The organism is Kitasatospora sp. NPDC059599 (genome assembly GCF_042735125.1).
Taxonomy (GTDB): domain Bacteria; phylum Actinomycetota; class Actinomycetes; order Streptomycetales; family Streptomycetaceae; genus Kitasatospora.
Genome location: NZ_JBHWCL010000005.1, coordinates 41,266 through 62,906, shown reverse-complemented (window position 1 = coordinate 62,906; position 21,641 = coordinate 41,266). Strand labels below are relative to the sequence as shown.

The 21,641-nt window shown below is 69.2% G+C and carries 16 protein-coding genes and 1 pseudogene; 7 read left to right on the top strand and 10 right to left on the bottom strand.

The window, feature by feature from the left end; genetic code table 11:
* Positions 1-3: 3 nt before the first annotated feature.
* The 6 genes from ACFV04_RS03080 to ACFV04_RS03055 form a co-directional block, all read right to left on the bottom strand.
* The gene (locus ACFV04_RS03080) at positions 4-2,400 is read right to left on the bottom strand and encodes an ATP-binding protein (protein ID WP_380526451.1); all 2,397 of its coding nucleotides are present in this window, start codon (positions 2,398-2,400) and stop codon (positions 4-6) included.
* Positions 2,401-3,230: 830 nt separating this feature from the next.
* Positions 3,231-3,638: a hypothetical protein gene (locus tag ACFV04_RS03075; RefSeq protein ID WP_380526450.1), complete on the bottom strand. Its 408-nt coding sequence runs from the start codon at positions 3,636-3,638 to the stop codon at positions 3,231-3,233.
* Positions 3,635-5,698 carry a hypothetical protein gene (locus tag ACFV04_RS03070; protein WP_380526448.1) on the bottom strand — a complete coding sequence of 688 codons (2,064 nt, stop codon included), beginning with the start codon at positions 5,696-5,698 and terminating at the stop codon, positions 3,635-3,637. Before ACFV04_RS03070 ends, ACFV04_RS03075 begins: the two co-directional genes overlap by 4 nt.
* Positions 5,695-7,596 (bottom strand): hypothetical protein, encoded by a 1,902-nt coding sequence (locus ACFV04_RS03065; protein WP_380526446.1) that lies wholly within the window; start codon positions 7,594-7,596, stop codon positions 5,695-5,697. Before ACFV04_RS03065 ends, ACFV04_RS03070 begins: the two co-directional genes overlap by 4 nt.
* The gene (locus tag ACFV04_RS03060; RefSeq protein ID WP_380526444.1) at positions 7,580-9,040 is read right to left on the bottom strand and encodes a tyrosine-type recombinase/integrase; all 1,461 of its coding nucleotides are present in this window, start codon (positions 9,038-9,040) and stop codon (positions 7,580-7,582) included. Before ACFV04_RS03060 ends, ACFV04_RS03065 begins: the two co-directional genes overlap by 17 nt.
* 208 nt (positions 9,041-9,248) lie before the next feature.
* Complete coding sequence (locus tag ACFV04_RS03055; protein WP_380526442.1) at positions 9,249-9,449, bottom strand: hypothetical protein; 201 nt, start codon at positions 9,447-9,449, stop codon at positions 9,249-9,251.
* 601 nt (positions 9,450-10,050) lie between these two features.
* Between ACFV04_RS03055 and ACFV04_RS03050 the strand changes: the two genes are divergently transcribed.
* The gene (locus ACFV04_RS03050; protein WP_380526441.1) at positions 10,051-10,209 is read left to right on the top strand and encodes a hypothetical protein; all 159 of its coding nucleotides are present in this window, start codon (positions 10,051-10,053) and stop codon (positions 10,207-10,209) included.
* Between the two features lie 263 nt (positions 10,210-10,472).
* On the opposite strand, the gene ACFV04_RS03045 is transcribed toward ACFV04_RS03050, so the two are convergent.
* Positions 10,473-11,996, bottom strand: a complete 1,524-nt coding sequence (locus tag ACFV04_RS03045) for a serine/threonine-protein kinase (RefSeq protein WP_380526439.1) — start codon at positions 11,994-11,996, stop codon at positions 10,473-10,475.
* Between the two features lie 769 nt (positions 11,997-12,765).
* Here ACFV04_RS03045 and ACFV04_RS03040 point away from each other — a divergent pair.
* The 3 genes from ACFV04_RS03040 (at position 12,766) to ACFV04_RS03030 (ending at position 15,416) form a co-directional block, all read left to right on the top strand.
* A complete protein-coding gene (locus ACFV04_RS03040) occupies positions 12,766-12,969 on the top strand; it encodes a hypothetical protein (protein WP_380526437.1) in 204 nt (67 codons plus the stop codon).
* 147 nt (positions 12,970-13,116) lie between these two features.
* Entirely contained in the window at positions 13,117-13,656 is a 540-nt protein-coding gene (locus ACFV04_RS03035) for a GNAT family N-acetyltransferase (RefSeq protein WP_380526435.1), read from the top strand.
* A gap of 536 nt (positions 13,657-14,192) precedes the next feature.
* Positions 14,193-15,416 (top strand): competence protein CoiA, encoded by a 1,224-nt coding sequence (locus ACFV04_RS03030; protein WP_380526563.1) that lies wholly within the window; start codon positions 14,193-14,195, stop codon positions 15,414-15,416.
* A gap of 205 nt (positions 15,417-15,621) precedes the next feature.
* Here ACFV04_RS03030 and ACFV04_RS03025 read toward each other — a convergent pair whose 3' ends face one another.
* On the bottom strand, positions 15,622-15,927 hold the full coding sequence (locus ACFV04_RS03025) for a hypothetical protein (protein WP_380526433.1): 306 nt from the start codon (positions 15,925-15,927) through the stop codon (positions 15,622-15,624).
* Between the two features lie 125 nt (positions 15,928-16,052).
* Between ACFV04_RS03025 and ACFV04_RS03020 the strand changes: the two genes are divergently transcribed.
* Positions 16,053-17,456, top strand: coding sequence for an ISL3 family transposase (locus ACFV04_RS03020; RefSeq protein ID WP_380526431.1), 1,404 nt, complete (start codon positions 16,053-16,055; stop codon positions 17,454-17,456).
* 141 nt (positions 17,457-17,597) lie between these two features.
* On the opposite strand, the pseudogene ACFV04_RS03015 reads toward ACFV04_RS03020, so the two are convergent.
* Positions 17,598-17,966 (bottom strand): annotated as a pseudogene (locus ACFV04_RS03015) (transposase family protein); the annotation flags it as partial.
* Positions 17,967-18,260: 294 nt separating this feature from the next.
* Between ACFV04_RS03015 and ACFV04_RS03010 the strand changes: the two are divergent.
* Positions 18,261-18,989, top strand: a complete 729-nt coding sequence (locus ACFV04_RS03010) for a hypothetical protein (protein WP_380526429.1) — start codon at positions 18,261-18,263, stop codon at positions 18,987-18,989.
* A gap of 772 nt (positions 18,990-19,761) precedes the next feature.
* On the opposite strand, the gene ACFV04_RS03005 is transcribed toward ACFV04_RS03010, so the two are convergent.
* Entirely contained in the window at positions 19,762-20,547 is a 786-nt protein-coding gene (locus tag ACFV04_RS03005) for an AraC family transcriptional regulator (RefSeq protein ID WP_380526427.1), read from the bottom strand.
* A 207-nt stretch (positions 20,548-20,754) separates the two neighbouring features.
* On the opposite strand from ACFV04_RS03005, the gene ACFV04_RS03000 reads away from it, so the two are divergent.
* On the top strand, positions 20,755-21,633 hold the full coding sequence (locus ACFV04_RS03000) for an NmrA/HSCARG family protein (RefSeq protein ID WP_380526426.1): 879 nt from the start codon (positions 20,755-20,757) through the stop codon (positions 21,631-21,633).
* The last annotated feature ends 8 nt before the right edge of the window (positions 21,634-21,641 follow it).

Below are 21,641 nucleotides of genomic sequence, written 5' to 3'. Positions count from 1 at the left end.
ACTCTAATCAAGCTCCTGTAGCCGGAGACGGACTTGATCGGCTTGAGAATCTCCCAGTTCGTCAAATATGCTGGCTGACTCAATCCAGCTTGCGCGAGCCGCTTCCTCGTCTTCGTTCATATAAAATGCCCGCCCGAGCTCTTCCAAGGTTTCCGCTGGTCCCCACCGGTCCCCTATCTGGCGACGGAGCGAAAGGGCCTGATGGAGATAGGTGAAAGCTAGGTCGATGTTTCCAATCGCAAGGTGGGCGGCACCAAGATTGTTTAGCGTGTGACCCTCGCATTGTCGCTCTCTCGTCTCGCGTTCCAGCGGAATGGCTCGCATGTAGCAATTGATCGCCTTATGAAATCTTCCAACCTCTGAATAGGCAAGCCCAAGATTATTGAGTGTAATTCCTTCGCCGCAGCGATCCCCGGCTGCTCTGCGGAGAGGTATAGCCTTCTTGAAATAGTTGATTGCTTCTCGGAATCGCCGCGCTTGCCAATGAGCCAAGCCGAGGTTGTTAAGGGCTCTAGCAGTCATATAGTCGTCGTGGGTAGTTCGGCAGAGTGGGACCGCCCGCTGGCAGCAGGAGATTGCTTTAGCGGTGTCACGCTTCTGCCAGTATGCGCTGGCAAGGTTGACAAGGGAAAGGGCTTGAGCCTTGCTGTCGCCTAGCTTTATGGCGGCAGCCAAGGCGTGATGATGGCCTTCAATCCAGTCGTCCCAATACTTGCGCAGATCATAGAAAGTGAAAAGGGAACATGCCAGTTGCCAGGTTAGCGCATGCAGATCATAAAATTCTGCGGCGGATACACAAGCGGCCAATGTCCGACGTTCGGTGTCGCACCAGGACATGGCCTGCTGATCGTCCGAGAGTGTCAGTTGATGTCGTGGAATGGGGACCGTCGAGATGTCCACAGGCCGCAGGCCGGGAGCCAGGAGCCTGGCGGCGCGGTGCGCAGTGTGGAGGTACCAGCTCACTACGCGGGCCACGGCGAGCGAGCGTTCGTTCTCGCTGTCTTCATATTGGAGACGGGAGTGGGCGTAGGACCGAATTAGGTCGTGCAGTCCATAGCGCCCGGGGGTTAGCTGATGTAGAAGGTTCACAGTGAAGAGGTATTCGAGGGTTTCTTCAGCTTCGATGATGTCCAGATCGGCCAGGGCGGCAGTCGAATATGCTGTGGCGCCGTCACCCGGATGAAGTGAGAGAAGGCGGAATACTCGCTGGGCGCTTGCAGGTAGCGGCCGATACGAGAGGGAAAAAACCGATGAAACGATTCTGTCGCCCGCTGAAAGCGCTCGCAGTCGGCGATTTTCGTCCCGCAGCTCGTCGGCGTAGGCTGCGAGAGTCCATGCCGGGTGAGATTGGAGATATCCGGCGGCTATGGTGATAGCAATCGCCAGGTGGCCAGTGAGTCCACAGATGCGCTTGGCTGCCCTTGTATCACCCTGAAATCTCTTAGATCCAATTAGGCGCGCAAATAGATCCAATGCATCGGACTCGCTAAAAGCCTTTAGGTTAATGTGCCTTGCACCCTCTAGGCCAGCCAATTTGTTGCGACTGGTAACCAGGACAAGAGAATTTGACGATGAGGGCACGAGTGGCCGGACCTGGTCCTCGCTTATGGCATTGTCAAGCACAATGAGGACTCGTTGACCAGAAAGCAGATCCCGATACCTGGCCATGCGAGCATCGAAGGTACTAGGAATAGCCTCCGGAGCGACGCCGGCGAGATTGAGGAGATCAGATAGCACCTCAGAGGGATCGGTTGGCTCTTGCCCACCTGGGTCAAACCCGTGCAGATCTGCCTCCCACTGAACGTCGGGATAGCGACTTGAGAGTTGATGGGCTGCATGGAAAGCCAGACAAGTTTTGCCGACACCGCCCATTCCGTCGATTACAATTACGGCCGGACCTGGCGCGTCTAGGTCGGCGGAAGGGAGGAATTCGCATATCTCTTCAAGATAATCCTGTCGGCCCGTGAAATCGGCAACATCTGCGCGCAGAGTGTGCATGGCGGCAGTGGATGGGGCGGGCATCGCGACAGCCGTCGGTGAGCGGCTGCTCCGCTTCCGTTGAGCCTCCTCCCACCATTGCTTCCAGCGACGTGTGTTGTACAGCCCCGTGGTTGGCGTCGCTCCGTCCCGAGGAGGGGCCTTGAACATCACCGTCAGAACTGCCCGAAGGACACCGAACGAGCGGGGAACATCGTCGCCACGAGACCAAGCGCTGATGCGCTGCTTACTCACGGTCCGCACGGTCGGCAAGCCTGCCCGGCGCGCCTCAGTCGACAAGATTGCGCTGGCAGCATTCGCAAGATCATCCAGGCGTAACGGCTCAGCCGCGTTCTCGCGCAGCTCCTGAAGCCGCTCAGCGAAGAAGCGCACGGGATCGACAAGATCATCACTGCTTGTCACCGCAGTGCTCCGTCTAGCCTCTCGTCCGGTTTTGTCCGGCGCAGCGAAACCGGATAACTCGATTCTAGGCCGCTGACCTGCTGCTCTGCCTGCCATCGGTGCAGACATACGTGCCCCCGGGCGTCCCCCACTCGACATTTGGCGCAGCAACTACACGAAGCCCGGAAGAACCCGGGCCTACACCTGGAAGGTGCGCCATGTCGAATCTCCCCCTTCACAGTGGGTTGCGTGCTCTGGTAGGCGCCGCGATCCGCGGCATCATCTCGGGTTTTGCGCGAGAGGCCATCATCGACCTCTGGGATTGGCTCAACCTCTGACCGCAGCTGAGTCCTCCCGCCTGGACGCCGAGGGCGGGAGGACTCAATCGCTGGCTCCTCGCCTGACCGTCCGCGGGTGGTATCAGCACCTGCCTGGCGTCCACGACCCTCCGGCGCGAGCGGCTCCTCAGGTCGCCAGCGCCGAGCCCCACTATCGACCCGGACCTCCAGGCCTTCCCCTTGGCGACGAAGGGCAGAAGCGCCCGGGTCTCCGAGAACCACCAGCTGGGGTCGAGAGCGCCGCCCGTCAGGTCATGGGCCGCCCGTCAGGATTCTGAAGATCGGGACGATGACGGCGGAGCGCCTGGCTGCCTGTTTGCGGAAGGCAGCGTTCTCGGTGAGCAGAGTCGTAATCACGGTGGCTGCCGCGTCGACCTGGGCCTGGAGCTTCCTGCACGCTCCGTTGCTCTTGCGGAGCTTGCCGCGCCGCCACGACGGCCGCCCTCGCTGCGTCATGATGCCCGGCAAGACAAGAGCCGTTCGCGGTCAGCATCGGCTCCGGCAAGGACCACCTCACCACCGAGTTGTCCCCGACCGGATGGGGACGACGGTGGCAGACCGCGCGGCCATCTGCTCCCGTAGGGCGGCGTTCTCGGTCAGCAGCGTCGCGATCACGGTGGCCGCCGCGTCGACCCGGCCCTGGAGCTCGCGGCGCTCTTCGTTGCCCTTGCGGAGTCTTCGTCGCAGATCGGTGATCTCCTCGTCGCGGCGGCGCTGGTGGGTAGCCGCAGGGCTGGCGGCGGCACGGGCGTCCCACTCGGCCAGGACAGCGGTCGCTCGGTTCATCGTGGCCCGGCTGACTCCGGCCTCGCGCCACAGGTTGTTCTTCGAGAGCTTGCCGTCCGTGCGCTCGGGCCGGCCCGCGAAGAGGCGCTCCATAGCCTCCCGCAGGGCCTGCTCGGTCCGATCCGCGACGGTCACGGCCTGGTCCTCCTGATCACGAGGTCGACCTCGTGGAGCTGAGCGTCCAGGTGGGCCCGCCGCCCGGCCGCGATCCCGGGGGTCTCCCGGAGCCGGGTGAGGGAGGCGTGCTCGGCCTTCCAGATCGGCAGGTGCTCAGGCGCGATGACGCTGTTGGCACACCGGGAGGGCTGGCAGCGGTCGATCAGTGGGCCGCGGTGGCCGTCGGGGACGACGGCGTCCTCGATGCACTTGGCGCCGGTGGGGTCGTCGTCGTTCATGGTGCAGTGGTTGAGCTTGCCGAAGCGCACGGAGATCCGGGTGCGCGCGAGGAGGTCGTGCTCGACGCGGACGTCGCCGCGCTGGGCCTGGCCGGTGGAGCGGAGCTGTTCGGCCTGGTGGCGTACGGCGGCGAAGGCTTCGCGCATGCGGTCGGCGCCTGGACCGAAGCCGATGGTCTCGCCCCGGGTGTCGGCGTCGAAGAGGTCTTGGAGGCGCCGGAGGCGACGTTCGACGATGGCGTGGGCGAGGTGGCGGGCCCACTTGGGGTCGTGGTCCATGTAGCCCTGGGTGGTGCGGTTGGCCAGGGCGCGGGCGGCGACGTGCTTGAGCTGCATGCCGACGGCGATCTCGGATCCAGGGTGGTCGCGGGTGAGCAGGGCCATGGTCCGTCGGAACATGTGCGGGGTGACGTGCTCGTCCGGGAGCTCGGGTAGGCCGGTGACGTGCCGGAGTTCGTTGACGTGCAGGCGGAACCGCAGGGGGACGTGACCGCTGATGAAGCCTTCGTTCTCGTGGCGGGGCGAGCCGAAGGCGAGATGCTCATGCTGGGACAGTTGAGAGGCGACGTCGATGGCCTGGGCGACCGGCTCGGTGATCCACCAGTGCTTGACCGGCAGGTCCGGGTCGAGTTTCTCCTTGACCGACTTCACCGCCGGGCTGCCGAAGTGCTCGACCACCGAGCCCTTGGTGATCTCCCGGATCTCGCAGTCGCGCATCATCGACAGCGCGGCGACGAACAGGTAGCACGCGTCGCGCAGGGCGATCGCCTCCCACCGTAGGCTGCGCGGCGTGAGCCCTTGGTGCCAGGGGCCGGTGCCGCCGTGCGGGCGGTGAACGATGGTCATCTCGTTCAGGAGACCGAACTGGGTTCGGCCGGCGGCGACGAGCCGCTCGACCGCTGCTCTGCGGTCCCGTCCCGGAGCATTGCCGGGCGAGAAAGCGTGCGCCCGGCGCACGGAGATGCCGGCCATGTAGCCGAGCAGGCTCCAGTAGATGGAGCCGTCAGGATGCAGTGGGACCCTGCTGGCGGGATCGGCCAGCCAGGCGTGGATGAGCCGGTCGGCCTCCTCCATGGGTACGGGGCGGGCCTGGTCCCGCAGGCGCCGCCAGAGCACGGAGGCCCGCAGGATGTCCGGTGCGAACACTTCGATGTAGGTCCAGGCCGCCTTCACCAGCGGGAACCAGGTCTGTGGGCTGATCACCGGGGTGCGCAAGGGGACGACGACGGGGACCTTCGCCACGGCGTTGGGGCTCTTGCCCGGCCAGGGATCGCGCGGGAGCCCTCCGCAGGCCAGCGTGCCGCGCAGCCGGTGCAGGGCCTTGATCACGTGGATGTGGCCGAGCACGCTCAGGGAGTCGCCGCTGTCGCAGCGGTGGTCGACGTAGTCCTGGAAGTCCTGGTCGGCCCACTGGGCGGGCTGCTGCGGGAGACCGCGCTCGGCGGCGAACACCGCGAGGGCCCGCAGGTGGCCGATGCGCCCGACGACGGTCAGCGGTGAGTGGGGGGTGGGCTTGAGGTGGATGCCGCGTTCCAGCAGCTTCGGGTGCCGGGGGTTGAACCAGATCATGGCCAGCTCGCGGGCCAGGAGGTTCCACTCGCCGTCCAGGCCCCGCAGCAGCACCCGCATCGCGGCCCCGGGACGGTTCCGGGCCTTGCGCAGGACGCCGTTGAAGTCCCAGCAGGCGCGGTCGCCGAAGCGCGGCGAGACGGCGCCGGGCAGCAGGGGGTTCGACTGGATGACCGGCTCGTCGTCCCGGAAGATCGACGGTCCCTCGGGCAGGGGCAGGATCGTGGTCATGCGTCGAACTCCACGTGGGCGGCGAGAGGGAGCTGGAGGACCAGGTCCTGTTCGGCGATCTGCTGACGGGCGAGCGCGATCTCCGCGTCGGTGCGGGCCCCGATCGCCTCGGCGACGTTGACCCGGCTCTGGCCCCACAGTGCGTGGAAGTGCGGCGGGGACAGCCGCAGCCGCAGGCGTTCCAGGTGGTCGGCGAACAGCAGCAGCTGGGGCAGGTTGGAGGGCAGAACGAAGGAGTTGCGGCACTCCAGGCAGCGCGTCGGCGCGACCGGGCAGAGCTGGCCGGCGCGGCCGTAGGGGGAGTCGAGCGGGTTCTTGCAACTGGAGACGCCCATGTCGAGCTGGCCGGCCCGTAGCTCCTTGACCTGCTCGGTCGTCAGACCGAGTGCCTCGGCGGCCCCGTCCTGGCCGAGGGACTTCTCCGCCTTCGGCGAGAGTACGACCGGTCCGTCCAGGGCCTGGCGCAGCCAGTGCTTCTGGGCGGAGGTGATGACGTTACCGGCGATCACGCGCAGGGTGGTGCCGTGCGCGTAGTGCCGGCGGAAGGTCTCCACCGAGTGGTCGTCGGCGATGTCGCTGACCCGGCCCTTGAACGCGATGGCCTTCTCGACCTTCGTCGACTTCCGCAGGCGCCGGATGTCCGGCGTGCCGTCGACCGTGATGCCGTGCCGGTCGAGCCAGTCGCAGAACGAGGCGCCGCGCCGACGGTTCATGCGGGAGACGAACAGTGTCCGACCGCGTGTGGAGGCCCGCAGGAACAGCGGGACCGGGGCGATCGCGGCCCGCTCGGCGAGCGGGCGGTTCAGCTCCAGCATCAGCAGGGCGATCTGCCCGGCGTCCATCCGCACCGTGCCGGGGTGCAGCACCGGCTCCGGAGGGGTGGGCGTCGTGCTGAAGGCCTGGCGCGTGCGGGCGTGGGCCCGGTTCTTGCCGAAGTCGATCAGGACACTGCGGGGACCGAACTCGACGTCGTCCTCGGTCAGGTTGATGACCTCGTCGGGGGCGCGGCCGGTGGCGGCCATGAGCGCGATCCGGAACGGCTGGAGGTCGGGCGGGGTGAGGAACAGCTGACGGATCAGGTAACGGCAGACGCTCGTGATGCCCGCGCATGCGGGGAAGCCCGCCTCCTGGACTGGGTCGCGCAGCGAGGCCGGCATCTTCTGCCAGCGCGGCAGACGCGCGCTGATCTGCTCGAACGACCAGGCGTCGTTGACGATGGCCCACAACAGGTTCGGGATGCTCGTCCAGCCGCCGTCGGCCGGATCGGTGCCGGTGGCCGCGAGCGCCCGCCCGGCCCTGATCCGGGCGGCGATCGCCAGGCAGTCCGCCCAGGCCGCGTTCACCATCTTCTTCTTGTCGGCGCGGGTGAACTCGTCCAGTTCCTGGTCCTGGCCCCGGCGGATCCCGAGGTCGCCGGCGACCCAGCCGTGCAGCCTGGGTGCGACCGGACGGCCCGGGTGCTGCATGCGGCGGCCGACCAGGATCCGGACCCGCCCGGCCAGCCAGGCCGGGATCCGTGAGCCGGTCGTGTGCCGGGCGGGCAGCAGGCGGATCCACTCGGTCACCGCGTGGTGCAGGTCCGGGTCCCCGTGGGCCAGCGAGGCGGCGTGGGCGTTCGGCAGCGTCTCGTCGACGTGCCGGCAGAAGTCCACGATCGCCTGCCGGTAGTGCCGGCAGGTACCGACGCTGTGCCCGGCAGCGGTCGCCAGCTCCACCCACTCATCCGCCAGCTCGGCGGCAAGCCCCGAGCAGCGGAACCAGCCCGGATCGACGGTCGCCGAGGCCCGCTGCTTGTTCGACTCCGGTGCCACGACCACCCTGGGGCCGATTCGGGCCGGCTCGGGCGGCCGGCTCCTGGGAACCGCGTCGATCTCGGTGTATTCACCCCTGCGCGGCATGCGCGTGCTCCTCCAGGCCAAGGACGTGACGGGCGATCGTGATGTAGGAGGCGCCGCCGGCTGCAGTCCACTCGCGGAAGGCGTCATCGACCTCCCGCATCGGGTCCTTCAGGTAGCGGACGTACCGGTAGGTGGTGGCCGGCGTCGCGTGGCCGAGTCGGTGCTGAACGATCAGCAGCGGGTTGCCGGTCATGTGGTCCAGGAGCGTGGCCATCGGCAGTTGCTGGTCGACGGTGTCGTTCAGGGCCTGCCGGGTGAGGAAGATCAGCAGCCGCAGCGCGAAGGTGTGCCGCCAGTCGTGGAAGACCCAGCAGCGGCGCGGCATCACCGGCGCCCGCTCGTGCCCGGCCCAGGCCTTCATCCGCTCCCATGCCTGCCAGCGGACCCGGTCCCACCCGGAGGAGGTGAGCATCAGCCCGCCCCGTCCGACGAACAGCGCCAGCGGGTCCAGGCCGCCGCCGGTCTCCAGGACCGCGATCCGCCGCAGGTCTGGCGGCATGTCCTTGATCGCGCGGACGACGGTGACGCCGTCGAGTACCCCACGGGCCCGGGTGCCATCCGCCTCCAGGCGCTCTACGACGAACAGGTCCCGGCAGCGGCGACGCAGACTCCGCTGGGCGACGGCCACGATCTCCGGCCGCTCGATCAATAGGTAGGGGTCGAGGAGCTCCATCGCCCCCGCCGGAACGTACACCGAGCGTGGACGCCGGCCCTTCGCGCACCGCGCCAGGTCGACGTAACAGGTCGCCGGACGGCGGCCCGCTCCCAGGCTGAGTTCGGGGAGCAGCAGCGTCGACCACTCCTGGATCCGCATGCCGGTCATCAGGGCCAGCTCGCAGGCCGCGCGGTTGCGGTGCGGACGGCAGCCCCGGAAGGAGGCGTCCAGCCCGGCGTCCGGCGTCAGGCCCCCGAACCCCACATCCCGACAGAAAAGGTATTGCTCCAGCTCCATGTGCCGGACCCGGACGTCCTGCGAGATCCCGCTGTCCAACGACATGCTGCCCCGCACCGGCCGCCAGGGTTTCGAGGCTACGTAGCCGATGTCGACGAGGTAGTCGTAGAGCCGTCCGATCGCCGCAGAGTCCCGGTCCCAGGTCGAGTCCCCGACGGTGTGCCGGCCGCCCTCGCGGCGCCAGGACTCGAAGTCCTTGATGTCGTACTCGGTGGCCGACCGCAGGTCCTCATGCCGCTTGAGCAGGAAGTTGATCAGCAGGAGGACGGTGTGCGCGTAGGCCTTCATGGACTTCGGGTCCATGCGCTCCAGCGCGAGCGTCCGAAACCAGGACGACACCGGCTCCACCGGGCGCATCGCTCCGTCCAGCAGGATCGGCGTCCCCGTATCGACTCGGCGGCGGTCGAACAGCTCCCGCACGCCCTCGTGCCCAAGCCCCGCGACGTCCCCTACTTTCAGGGCCGTCCGCTGGTCGGTGAAGAAGAGGTGCAACCGGCCTCCGAGTGTTCACCCCCCACCCAGATGACCAGCAGTTTTATTGACTAACAGGGAGTCAGCAAGGACCCTGCTTGAGACACATTTTCGTGTCTGGAGAACCGTCCCACTTCGGCTCCAGGCTCAGGCCTGTGCCGGACGGGAAGGCGGCGACCGGGCGGGCGAGCGCGACGTCTACCGGCAGCGCGAAGGGCAGCACCTCGGCCTACCCCTGGTCGTCCACGTGGGTGCCCGGGGCCATGGCGAGGAAGTAGGCGAGTGCCTCCGGGGCGGCGTCGATCATGTCCTGCTGCTCCTCGGCGGTGGGCCGCGGCCGGTCGAAGCATGGGAGGGAGCAGGCGCGCCAGGGGTTCCATGTCGTGGTGCGCCCGCAGGCGTCGCAGGTCATCGCTGCGGTTCCGGTCATCGTCCACCTCCGCCTGGTCGCCCTCTCCCTTCCACGGTAGGCCGAGCGAGGTCCCGGCGGAGCTGACGTTTGATCACTCACAGCCGATATCGAACAATTGTTCCCATGAGTGTCGATGTGCCGTTCTCCCGCCCCGCGTACCCCGCCCCGGTACCCGGCGACGCCGAGCGCGCGCCCCGTGAGCTGATGACGCTGCCCGGCACCTGCCGGGACGTACGGCGCTGGCGCCTGGTCGAGATCCGCCACGGCGGCCAATGGCGCCCGGGACTGCTGACCGTGTGGCGCCGCCCGCCCGGCAGCACCATGTGGGTCGTCCACGTCCGCTGGGCCGACGACGCGACGGCCGACGGCACCGACGCGTGGGGCTGGTTCCTGTTCGACCGGGACCACATCCGCCCCCTCCCCGAACCATCCGGCGCCGCACCCGCCCACGAGCCCTACTACGGCACCTGGCACGACGCCGTCGCCGTCCCGCGCGAACTCGCCGGACCACCCACCGCCGCACCCGAGGAATCCTGCTGGCGCCTGGCCTGGCTGAGCACCGGCGGCGGGTGGCGCTCGGCGCTGGTCACCGTCCGGCGCCGGCCCGGACCCGGCCTGCGTGGATCGTCCACGCCAGGTGGGCGAGGACAAGGACGCCGCCTGGGTGATCGCCGACGCCACCGTCGTGCGCCCGCTGCCCCAGAGCGAGGATGCGGCCGCCACCCAGTCGTCCCCGGCCGGCGACGGTGCGGCTCGCGACGAGGCGACCCACCCGTGACCACCGCGGCCCGGCCGGAGGGGGAGCGCCGTTTGCGCTTGGCCGAGCTGGCGCGAAGGCGCTGGCGGCGGGGACGCGCAGGGTGTCGCCCTGGCCGCGTCGTGCATTGCCAGCTCACAGGGAAGCCCCGCTCCCACCAAGCGTGATCCGTGATGCGTACCCAATCCCAGAACATGTGAGCAGCCTTCGCGTTTCCTGGTCCTCAAGCCCCGGCTGATGGCGGAGGCCCCCATCGGTGAGGAACCTTCGTGCCGGAAGGCCGGTCACTGGTTCCATTCCATCCGCACCGCTTGTTCGGTGAAGGTGCCGACCGCGATCTTGAGGGCGACCCGTCGGGGTTCGGGCAGCGGTCCCAGGACGCACACGGGTACCCATTCACCTTGCCCGGGGTCCACCGGATCGACACTCCTGTGCCAGCCAGCGGGGTGGTACAAGGGCGGCAGTGAGCCCTCGGATGTCGGCTTGTGCAGCCGCAGGTGCAGGGCGAGGAGTCTGTGTCGGTAGGCCTTCCTCTCCGTGTGGTGGACGCTGAGCTGCGCGATTGCGGCCCATGGAACCCGCTGGTCCCCGTATGAGTCACTGGTGGTGATGCCCTGTTCGTCGACACGCAGCGCCCTGGAGTCCAACCATCCCGCCAGCTGGCGGCGCCTTTTCCATTCCTGGTAGCTCAGGGCGGAGACACTGGAGATCGCCAGCCCCATCGCCAGGGCGATCTGCGCCCCGCTCAGGTTGCCGCTCCAGTCGTCCGCCACGGCGCCCAAACACGTGATGGTCGCGAACCCATATCCGATGACCGCCTCGTCCCGGGGGCCTTTGTACACACTGAACTGTCGAGGGTCCTCCCCGGCGCTCCACGACTGTTCGAAGGCCTCCCCGAGGCGGAGTACAGGCTTGGTGATGGACTCCCCGGGCGGGGCCTTTCTCCGACCGCTCGGGGGGGTGCGAGGCTCAGCCTTGCCCGATGTCTTGGGGGTGCGCGGGGCCCGCAAGAGGGCGCGTGCCTCTGCCACGGTCGGCCGTGCGTCGGGGTCTTTGGAGAGCAACGCCTGGATGAGCGGGGCGAGTCGTCCGGCTCGGCGTAGCGGCGGCGGATCCTCCTGAACGACAGCCGCCAGGGTGGCGGCAGGCGACTCTCGCAGGAAGGGGGAGACGCCCTCGACGGCTCGGTAGAGGGTGACCCCGAGTGAGAACAGGTCGCTGGCCGGGGTTCCCCTGACACCGTTGAGGCGCTCGGGGGCGATGTACTCGAGGGAGCCGATGACGGAGCCGTCGGTGGTGAGCTGGGTGTCGATCTGGTGCGTGGCGATGCCGAAGTCGGTCAGCAGGACCCGACCGTCGGCGGCGAGCAGGATATTCGCGGGTTTGACGTCCCGGTGGACCACATCGGCGCTGTGTGACACGTCAAGGGCTTTGAGGAGGGTGGCGGCGATCTCGGCGGTCCTGGTGACCGAGATCGGGCCCTTGGTGTTCAGCCGCTCCTCCAGAGAGGATCCGTCGATCAGCTCCATGACGATCCAGGGCCGGCCGTCGGCGGTGACGACGTCGTAGACGGGCACGATGCCCGCATGATGACGCAACCGGGCGGCATTGCGCGCCTCCCGTTCGGCATAGCTGAGGCGTCGGGCCTGCTCCTCGGGGTCGGCGGTGGGGGGAAGGATGACCTCCTTGACGACCACGTCGGCGCGGAGCTTCTCGTCGTGGGCTCTCCAGACCCTTCCGAATCCGCCTGCGGCGATCGGCTGGATGAGCCGGTAGCGGTCGGCGATCGTCCGCTGGGTCTCGTCCACGTCTCAGCCCTGACTCAGGCGTCGGCGACGGTCCGGCCGGAAGGTCTTCCCCCGCCGCCGACCTGGGGACGACGACACGGGGGTGGTGACGCGCCGCCCGCGATCGGCGAGGATCGGCGGCTCTCGCGTAACGACGACCTGGAACACACGGCCGTCGAGGATCTGCCGAGTTTCTGGGAGCAACAAGATTTCATACATGAAGGCAGTTTGACGAAATATCAGGTCACGCATAAGGGCCCGACCAACGAGTTGCCTCCAAGTCCGGCCCACGACTGAGCGGGCCGACCTGGCGTACGTCCCGGCCTATGGCGTGCCGTAGGCGCCATGCGCAGGGAGGTCAGCGTGCCGCCTACGTGACACAGCACCCGCCCCAGACCCACCCAGGCGTCCTCCTCGCCCGGGGCGTCCAGCGCGGCCGCCACCACGTTGACCACCGCCTACTCCCCGGCGGCGATCTCCAGAGCCCGCCCGCACACCCACCGCTCCACATCGACCCCTCCGACCGTCCGCAGATCGTCCCACGCCCCGTCACCTGGTGGTCGCCGGCCTGGGCCGTCTCTCGCCGAGCGCGGACGGGAAGCCACCGATCTGCTGCGCCTGGCGCTTCGCCAGCAGACCGTCTGACCGCTCGTCCCACCCGCCGTCTTGCCCGACCCCGTCTTACCGGGACCAGGCATCCCGCCCTGTCCCGTGTCCAGGGCGGGAGCGCGGCCCGATACCACCTGGCTCTGTCGCCGGCCCGCGAAATTTGCGCGTCGCCGGGATGCCGATGCCGATCGAACTGCGCCGCCAGGCCGACCCCATGAGCCTGGAATGCCCGGCCTGCGACACCAAACGCCTGCATGGCGGGCTCGCCCCGATCATCCTGCCCAAGCCCACCGTCCGCGAGCGCCGACTGGCCAAGGCCGGGAAACTCGACGACCCCTGGTGGCACATCCGACTGGCCCACGCCGACAAGTACCCCAACCGCTGACGCAACGCCAGTGATCTGTGACAGCGCAGTTGGGACGATCGTCGCCGAAGTTGGGACAACGCTAGTTTGTGACACCGAAGTTGAGACTGATCGGTCTCGTCGGCCGTCTGAGACTCCCGCCGACGGGCGTGCGATAGGTTGCCCGTCATGACTGAGCTTGGACCCGTGGCTTGGCCGCCTGAGCCGATCAGGACCGAGAGGCTCGTGCTCCGTGAGCCCGAGACCCGGGACCGTGCGACGTTCATCGAGCTGCTCGCCTCGCCAGAGGTGCACACCTACCTCGGCGGCCCCCGACCGCGTGACGAGCTTGAGCGCGAGATGTCCGAGGTACCCGAGCGGTGGCCCGGGAGCTTCGTCGTTGATCTCGACGGGTCGATGATCGGCCAGATCCTGCTCAGGAGAGCAACGGGGCAGCGCCGCCCGGCTGCCGCGGGGAAGGCCGATCTCGGCTACCTGTTCCTGCCGCGGGCGTGGGGATTCGGGTACGCCGCCGAGGCGTGCGCGGCGGTGCTCGGCTGGCTCGCCGGCGTGCTTCCCGGCGAGCCGGTGGTGCTCACCACCCAGACCGCCAACGTCGGCTCAATGCGTCTCGCGGCAAAGCTGGGGTTCACTGAGGTAGAGCGGTTCGAGGCCTGGGGCGCCGAGCAGTGGCTCGGCAGGTGGTCCCCGGTCACGCCGCCCGGTTGAACTTGTGCTCGACAGCGCGGACTCCAGGATTTCGACGGGGACGACGTTCGAGTGGGCGAGGATGTAGTCGAAGCTGGGCCGGGCCTCGGTCACCAGTTCCCCGATGGGGCCGGTGTGTCCGGTCTCGGCCGTCACCTCGTGGAGTTCGCCCAGGCCAAGAAGCGGTCGGCGCTCGATTGTGGAGACCGCAGGTGCGGGCTGATCCGGGCGGGGCCTGGTGCTGCGGACGAACACCCTGCTGGGCCGGGCGGGGTGGATGGTCAGGACCCGGTGCCCGTCGAGGGCGAGTGCGGCGGCGAGGCGGATCTGCTGCTCGGCACTCCCCGGAACTCCGCGCGGTCATGTAGTCCTGTTCCCGGCTGGCCCACCTGCGGGCTTTCCCTGCTGACGCGGTGTCGGCGTAGCCCGGACTGCATCAGCAGCCGGGCGGCGGCACTGTGGAACCAGGCGGCCGGCCGAACCCCCGAGCGGTCCGGCCGCCTGCAGCGCAGAGTCCGCGACGCGCCGTTGGTTCGAGTGCGGTGGAGAAGGGGAAGATGGTCGGCGGCCGGGGGAGGCCGACGGTGGGGAGAGGGGGAGCGGTGACGTTCACCGCGATGCACGCGGGGCGGGGACGGCTCGACGCCACCCAGGACGACCTGGGGTGCGGCTGGGCATGGACGGAGGTCCACCGTGTGCGGCCGCGGGTGCCGCTCGCGTGTCCGGAGTGCGGACATGGGATGCACGGCAAGGTGTCGTCGGCAGGGATGCGCTTCTTCGCCCATGACCGAGGAGCCCCGACGTGTGCGCTGGCCCAGGAGAGCATGGAGCACCACCTGACCAAGTTGCAGCTCGCGCACGCCGCCCGGGCCGCTGGCTGGTACGCCGAACTGGAGGTCCGCGCGCCGGACGGGACGTGGCGGGCCGACGTGATGGCCTCCTCCCCGGACGGCGCCCGCCGTATGGCCTGGGAGGCGCAGCTCTCCCCGATCACCCGCGACGAGCTCCACGAGCGCACCGGTCGCTACGCCGCCGACGGCATCTCCGTGTGCTGGGTGACCTTGTCCGCCCGGCGGTGGGTGGGGGCGGAGCCGTCGGTGGTCGCGTCCGCGCCCCGGCCAGGCGGCACGGAGCGGTGGAGCGTGGGCACCGGCCTGTGCAGGTTCGCCGTTGTGCCGTGCCGCAAGAAGTGCCGCTGTCCGCACGGCCACAGCCGGTGGGAGAGCGTCAACGCGCCCCTGGAAGACTTTGTCGCCTGGGCGCTCGGCGCCCGCGTCGTCCCGCACCAGGTGCCGGCCGGGGACAACGATCACCGGGTGCTGTGGACCGCGCCCACGTACATCCAGCAGGCAGCGGCGTTCGCCGCGACCGACCGCGAGCATCGGGCGAAGCGGACCAGCGAGGAACGGCGACGTCGGCAGGAGCGGCACGCCGCGTCGGCGCTGGGCCAGGACTGGCGGGCCGTCATGCCGATCGGACGCCGTTTCCGGCTGGAGGCCGCGGCGGCCCGGTGGGCCCAGACCGACAGCGGCCGGCCCGCGCGCCTGGGCCACGACAAGATCACGGAACCCCGGTGGGCAGGCGGCCTGCCGGTGTACGTCTCCGGCCAGCCGTACGCCATACTGCGCCCGGCCGTCGACCGAGCGGTCTGGACGGATCTGGCCGGGCTGGTGGTGCTGACAGCCGGAGACATCGAGCGACGGGCGGTCGTCGACCACGCGCCCGCCCTCACCCGGGTCATCGACCTGTCGACGTGGCCCGCCAGCCGGGCCGACACCTGAGACGGACCGGCCCTCAGCTGTCTGGTGGGATTCTGGTGGTTACCGCGGTGCCCGGCACGGTCTGCACCGCGCAGCATCGGGAAGGCCGCAGGCCCAGGCGGGGCGGGTTCGTCGGGAATCCCGTGACTGCACCATGACTGCGCCGGTCCTGCATACCGAGCATGCGAGTCAGGTTGTGGGCGTTGCGCCCCGGAAGGCCGGGAGTTCACCTGCTGCGGTGGTCGTTGGGGGCGAGTCTGGGGCCAAAGCGGGGGGCTCGCGCGCCGGCGAGGAAGGCGAGCTTGCAGACGCGGTGGCGCTGGCCGGCGTAGGGGGCGAGGTGTTCGAGCATCTGCTCGTCGGTGCTGCGGGCCCGTCCGCTGAAGAAGTGGCCGATGTGGTTGGCGAGGTGGTAGTCGCCGACGGAGACGGCGTCGGGGTCGCCGTTGGCGCGCTGGAGGGTTTCGGCGGCGGTCCAGATCCCGATGCCGGGCACGGTCATCAGCCGGGCGTGGGCCTGCGCGCTCGCCATGGACGAGGCCTCTTCCAGCCGCGGGGCGAGGCGTACGGCACGCTGGACGGTGTCGGTGCGCTTGCTGTCGACGCCGGCCCGGTGCCACTCCCAGGAGGGGATGAGGGCCCACTGCCGGCCGACGGGTGCGCCTGGAGCTGAGGGCGCGTCGTCTCGTGTGTGGGAACGACCAGTGCAGGCGACGGACGTTCGTCGAGCAGATCCAGGATCTGACGTCCCGGCACGCGCGCCGTACGACCGCCCTCACCACCCAGCTCACAGACATCGCGCTGTTCCTGGGCGGACGGGCCGGAGCCCGGCTTGCAGGCCGTCTTGCCGTGACCACTGGGCGGGACACCCTGCTCCGTCTCATCCGTGCGCTACCCGTCCCGTCGTCGGGACTCGTCCCGCGTCTGGGCGTGGACGAGTTCGCCGTTCGCCGTGGTCGCACCTACGCGACAGTCCTCGTGGACATGGACACCCACCGGCCGGTCGACGTGCTCGCCGACCGGACCGCGAACACCTTCGCCGCCTGGCTGCGCAACCATCCCGAGGTGCGGACGATCTGCCGCGACCGCGCCGGCTCATTCCGCGACGGCGCCAGCGCAGGTGCACCACAGGCCCAGCAGGTGGCTGACGCCTGGCACCTGCTGCACAACCTCGCCGAGGCAGTCGAGCGCGTCGTCGGCCGCCACCGCGCCGACCTGCGCGAACCCCTCACCGTGAGAGAAGACCAGGATGACGCGCTCCGTTCCGCAGCCGCCAGCTCGAACGAGCTGGACGTCCACGGCGGGCCACGTCCGTTGGTCGCCCGAACTCACGAGCGCCACCAGCAGATCCACGAACGCATCGAACGCGGCGACAGCCTGCGTGCCATCGCCCGCGAACTCCACCTCAGTCGCGGCACCGTCCTACGCTTCGCCAGAGCCGCCAATGTCGAGCAGCTCCTCATCGCCGCGACCCACCGCCCCAGCGTGATCGACGACTACCGGCGCTACTTGCACCACCGGTGGATGGAGGGCTGCACCAACGCCGCAGCGCTCACCAGGGAGATCCAGCAACTGGGCTACCGCGGTGACGTCAACACTGTTCAGCGCCATCTGCGGCCCTACCGAACCGGAGCGGTCCCCCTGGAGGCCCCCCTGCCCCACCTGACCGTCCGCCGCGTCACCGACTGGATCATGCGCCGGCCCGAACGGCTCGACGACACCGAACGCAAGTGCCTTGAGGAGCTGTGCGAACGCAGCCCCGCACTGGCCACGACCACCGAGTACGCCCGGCGCCTGGCCACCATGGTGCGCGAACGCCGCAGCGAGCACCTGGCCCTCGACGTCTGGCTCGCCGACGTCCGCCTCGACGGCCAACCAGAGTTCCGCACCCTGGCGGGCGGGATCCGCCGTGACCGCGCAGCCGTTCTAGCGGCCCTGACCACGACGCTCACCTCGGAAGCGGTCGAGGGCAACGTGACCAGGATCAAGCTGCTGAAGAGGCAGATGTACGGACGGGCCAACTTCGACCTCCTGCGACGCCGCATCCTCCTGTCACCGTGATCGACCAGCACAGACCCCTCAATCAGCGACAGAGCCAACTTCCGTGACGTGGTGACAGTCAGTCACCCCGAGAGGGGCGGTGGTGTGCGGCGATCGGCCTGGTCTCCGCCGGTCCGGATGTGGAAGACTCACCAGGTCGCTTCAACAGGCGCCGCCGGGGCGCCCGAGGACGCCGTCGCCTTTGAGGCGGCAGTCGCGGAGGATCTTCCAGGTCTTCATGCGGGCGAAGACATGTTCGACGCGGGCACGGACCTGCTTGTGGGACTTGTTGTGTTCCTCTTTTCAGTCCGGGAGTTCGGCCTGGCCGCGCTGCCGGCGGTGAGGGATGACGAGTCCGGTGCCCGGGTAGCCGCCGTCGGCGATCGTGAGGGTCTTGCCGACTGCGGTCTTGGCTCCGGACTCCTCCCATGCCTTGCAGTCGTTGCGGTTCCCGGCGAGCGGTCGGCCGACCACGACGACCAGGCGGGTGTCGGCGTCGATGACGACCTGGTGGTTGGTGGAGTACCGATACTGTAACCCGCCCCGCAGGCCCCGGAGGGCAGCCACACGGCGATGGCCCGCAGGACCGAGATGAAGCTCAGCACAAGGAACTTGGCAGGGCGACAGTCCCCCGTACTCGATGACCGGGTGCCCAAGCTGTAGCCATGAGGACGCGGCGGCACCGTCGAGCGGCGAGTGCGTGGGCTCGGTGGGACCAGGCGGTTGCCTCATCCGTGCAGCGAACCGCAACCGATGACGGCATGGCCGCGTCCACCAGGATACGAACGGTCGCCCGACCGCCGTACCACCGGGGGACTCACTCACATGCCGATCAACGACGCCCTGCCCGAACCGCCACGCGGCTCCATGCCGCCCTGCCCGAGCTGCGCCCTGACCGACCAGGTCCGCGCCGTGCCGGCCGTCCACCTGGCCGAACGACGCAACGTCACCGTCCGCTCCTCCGACCGTGACGGGCGCACCTCGACCCGGACCCAGGAAGAGGTGTCCGCTCTCGGCCGGGCCCTGGCACCCGCACCGCCCGCCACCAGCACAGCGTTCAAGATCCTCGCGTTCCTGAGCTTTCCGGCCCTCGTCGGGGCGGTCGCCACCTTCATCGGGGGGATGCATCAGCGCGACGTGGACGCCCATTCCGGGCCCGACCTCTCACCACCGGCATGGGCGACCCAGCACCCGGGGTTGTACGACCTCTCCGACTACCCCAAAGGACCCTCCCCGCTCACGTCCACGGCCACCCCAGCCGCCGACGCGAACGGCACCCCGACCGTCCTCCTGGTGTCGTACCTGCTCATCGGCCTCGTGATCGCACTGGTGGCAGGAGCGACCGCGCTGTTCATCGCCAGACGACGCCGCCTCGCCGGGCGTCCGCAAGCCGAACGGCTCTGGAACCAGGCCTGGTACTGCGCCCGCTGCGGCACCGCGCACTTCCCACCCGCCGCCGGAATGGGCGCGGAAGCGTTCACGCTCACGGACTTCCGCAGCACGGTCTGGACAGTGGGCGGCTACGGCGCCCTCGCCGACCGGTACCGCCCGTAGACACACCACCCACCCCCTCCTCTGCCAGCCGGCTGACACGGAACCCGCCGAATCAGCGGACGCGAGGGCCTGCACCGCGGGCGTGTTGCGGTGGCTCGTCGGGACTTCCGCCACACAGGGAACTCGTGGGGGCTGGTGCTACGCCTGCGGCGCCTCGCCGGGGTGCGTGGCGCGAGGAGGTCCTGCTGCTCCTGGCCGAGCTCCGTCCACCCGGCCCGCTGCGCCCGCGCCCAGCGGGAGCGCGCCTCGCCCCGGAAGACGACGTCGGGCAACTGCGTCCGGTCGGCGTGGCCGTGGGCCTCCAGCCACCACAGCCCGGCCACGGCGCAGGTGCGGCGCTTCCGCGTGGCCTGGTGGCCGTGGGGGTCGCCGGCCACGGGCAGGAGTGGTGCTCCCACGCGCCGTCGGGCATCTGCGCGGGGTAGCGGTTCACCTGTACGGGCGCCCGCCAAAAGGGTGACGCAGTGTCAGATGCGTCGCATAGAGTCATGCCGCTTGTGCAATGAGTGATTCGAGGAAGGGTGCGGCGATGACGAAGCGCGAAGGCTTGAAGGAGTTGTGCGAGCGGCTGCCAGCCCTGGCCAAGGAGCACGGGCTGCGGCTGGTCCCTGCCCTACCGGATGACCACAAGGGGAGCGCCGCGGTGGACGACACCGTGATGACGCCGGAGCAGCTGTGCGACGTCGCCCGCGCCGCCGGCGCCCGGATCCTGTTCCACCGCACGGTCCCGTTCGACTCCGAAGTCGCACTGGAGTACTACCCCGCCAACCTCTCACCCATGGGAGCGGCGGGAGGACCGAGCCGACGAGCGATAGCCTCCGGGTGTCTGACCGACCAGCACGGTGAAGGCGTCGATGAAGCTGCTGGGGTTCGACCAGCCCAGCCGGATCGCCGTGTCGGTGACCGAGGCGCCGTCGCTGAGCTCGATCAGCGCCCGTTGGATGCGCAGCAGGGTACGCCACTGGTGGAAGCTCATCGACAGCTCGCTGCCGAACAGTCGGCTCAGGGTGCGTTCGCTGGCGCCGGTGCGGTGGCCCAGCTCGGCCAGGGTCGCCGGGCTTGCTGGGTCCACGTGAAGCAGGTCGGTGACCGCCTTGAGACGCCGGTCGCTCGGCTCCGGGAGGCGCAGCGGCTCTTGTGCGGCGCGGGCGAGCTCGGCGAGTACGACGTCGATCAGCAGCCGCGCACGGGGGCTGTCCAGCGGCTCGCCCTCGCTCATCAGCGCCAGATAAGCCTCGCGCAGCAACGCGCTCGCCACGAAAACCGACGGCTCGGCCGGCAGCTGTCCGGTCAGCGTCACGGGCAGCGACAGCACCCGGATGTCCGTCTCGCCGTACGCCTTGCTGCTGTGCACCGCGAAGGGCGGCACCCACATGATCCGACTGGCCGGCGCCACCCAGGTGCCCACCTGGGTCGCTGTGACCAGGGCCCCGCGTGCGGCGTAGCGGAGCTGGCCATAGTCGTGGAAGTGCGCGGCCACGTCGGCGCCATGGGCCAGCGGCGCCGACAACGGCCCATCGTCGGTGCAGAAGCTCGGCTCGCCGCTGGGGTCGGACACGCGATTGAGGCTACCCGACACTGGCGGGTTATCGGAAGAACCTGGCGGGATACCGGTGGTGCGCCTGGCGCCGCAGACGCATCGTGGAGACATGTCACAACAGATCAAGCTCGAGGACGCCGCGCCCGCGTCGTCCTCTCCCCACCGCCGAGGTCAACACCGGACTCGTGCTCACCTCGCTCACGCCCTGAGTGAAGGGTGGCAGCGATGAGCACACAGACGACCGGCACGATCGCAGTCTTCGGCGCGACGGGGCAACAGGGCGGGGCGGTGGTCGACGCGCTGCTGGACCACAAGGCCCCGGTGCGAGCCCTGGTCCGTAACCCGCAATCCGACCGGGCTCAGGCGCTGGCCGCCCGCGGCGTCGAGCTGGCGGCCATCCGGACCGACGACCCGGCGTCGTTGGCCGCCGCGCTGACGGCGGTCGAGGCGTTCTACTTCATGACCCCGGAGGCGAACAACCTCGAAGAGGTCGAGACGGAGATCCGCATCGGCACCGCGCTCGTCGACGCGGCGGTCGCGGCACGCGTCCCGCACGTCGTGTTCAACTCGGTCTTCGGCGCGGACCGGGAGCGGGGTGTGCCGCACCATGACTCGAAGCACTCGATCGAGGAGCACCTGAGGAAATCCGGCCTCAGGGCCGCGATGGTTCGCCCGACCCCCTTCATGGAGGAGATGGCACCGAGCCTGGAGCACGGAGAGGTCGTGCTGAGGCTGCCGCTGCCGGAGGACGTCGCCCTGAAGATGATCTCGGTCAGGGACGTCGGCCGGGTCGCCGCCGCGCTCCTGCTCGACACCGCGGAGGCGCCCGGCGGAGCCGTCGAGCTCGTCGGCGACGAGCTGACGGGCCCTCAGATCGCCGCGGCGTTCGGCGCGCGCGCCGGGCTCCCGGCACGTTACGAGGCCCTCCCGTTGAGCGTGCTTCCCAGCGACCTCGACAGGGCGATGTTCCGCCAGTTCGCGAAGGCGGCGGAACACCCGTCGGATCTTGCGGTGGTGCGGGCGATCGAGCCGGCCACCCTGGACCTGGCCGAGTGGATCCGATCCACCGGCTGGACCGTGCCCGCCGGTCCAGGCCAAGGTTGATCTTTCAC

Coding starts and splice junctions, on each gene's coding strand:
- ACFV04_RS03070 (WP_380526448.1), bottom strand. CDS start 5,698: ATGACCACGATCCTGCCCCTGCCCGAGGGACCGTCGATCTTCCGGGAC.
- ACFV04_RS03065 (WP_380526446.1), bottom strand. CDS start 7,596: ATGCCGCGCAGGGGTGAATACACCGAGATCGACGCGGTTCCCAGGAGC.
- ACFV04_RS03055 (WP_380526442.1), bottom strand. CDS start 9,449: ATGACCGGAACCGCAGCGATGACCTGCGACGCCTGCGGGCGCACCACG.
- ACFV04_RS03040 (WP_380526437.1), top strand. CDS start 12,766: ATGCCGATCGAACTGCGCCGCCAGGCCGACCCCATGAGCCTGGAATGC.
- ACFV04_RS03035 (WP_380526435.1), top strand. CDS start 13,117: ATGACTGAGCTTGGACCCGTGGCTTGGCCGCCTGAGCCGATCAGGACC.
- ACFV04_RS03030 (WP_380526563.1), top strand. CDS start 14,193: ATGGTCGGCGGCCGGGGGAGGCCGACGGTGGGGAGAGGGGGAGCGGTG.
- ACFV04_RS03025 (WP_380526433.1), bottom strand. CDS start 15,927: ATGGCGAGCGCGCAGGCCCACGCCCGGCTGATGACCGTGCCCGGCATC.
- ACFV04_RS03010 (WP_380526429.1), top strand. CDS start 18,261: ATGCCGATCAACGACGCCCTGCCCGAACCGCCACGCGGCTCCATGCCG.
- ACFV04_RS03000 (WP_380526426.1), top strand. CDS start 20,755: ATGAGCACACAGACGACCGGCACGATCGCAGTCTTCGGCGCGACGGGG.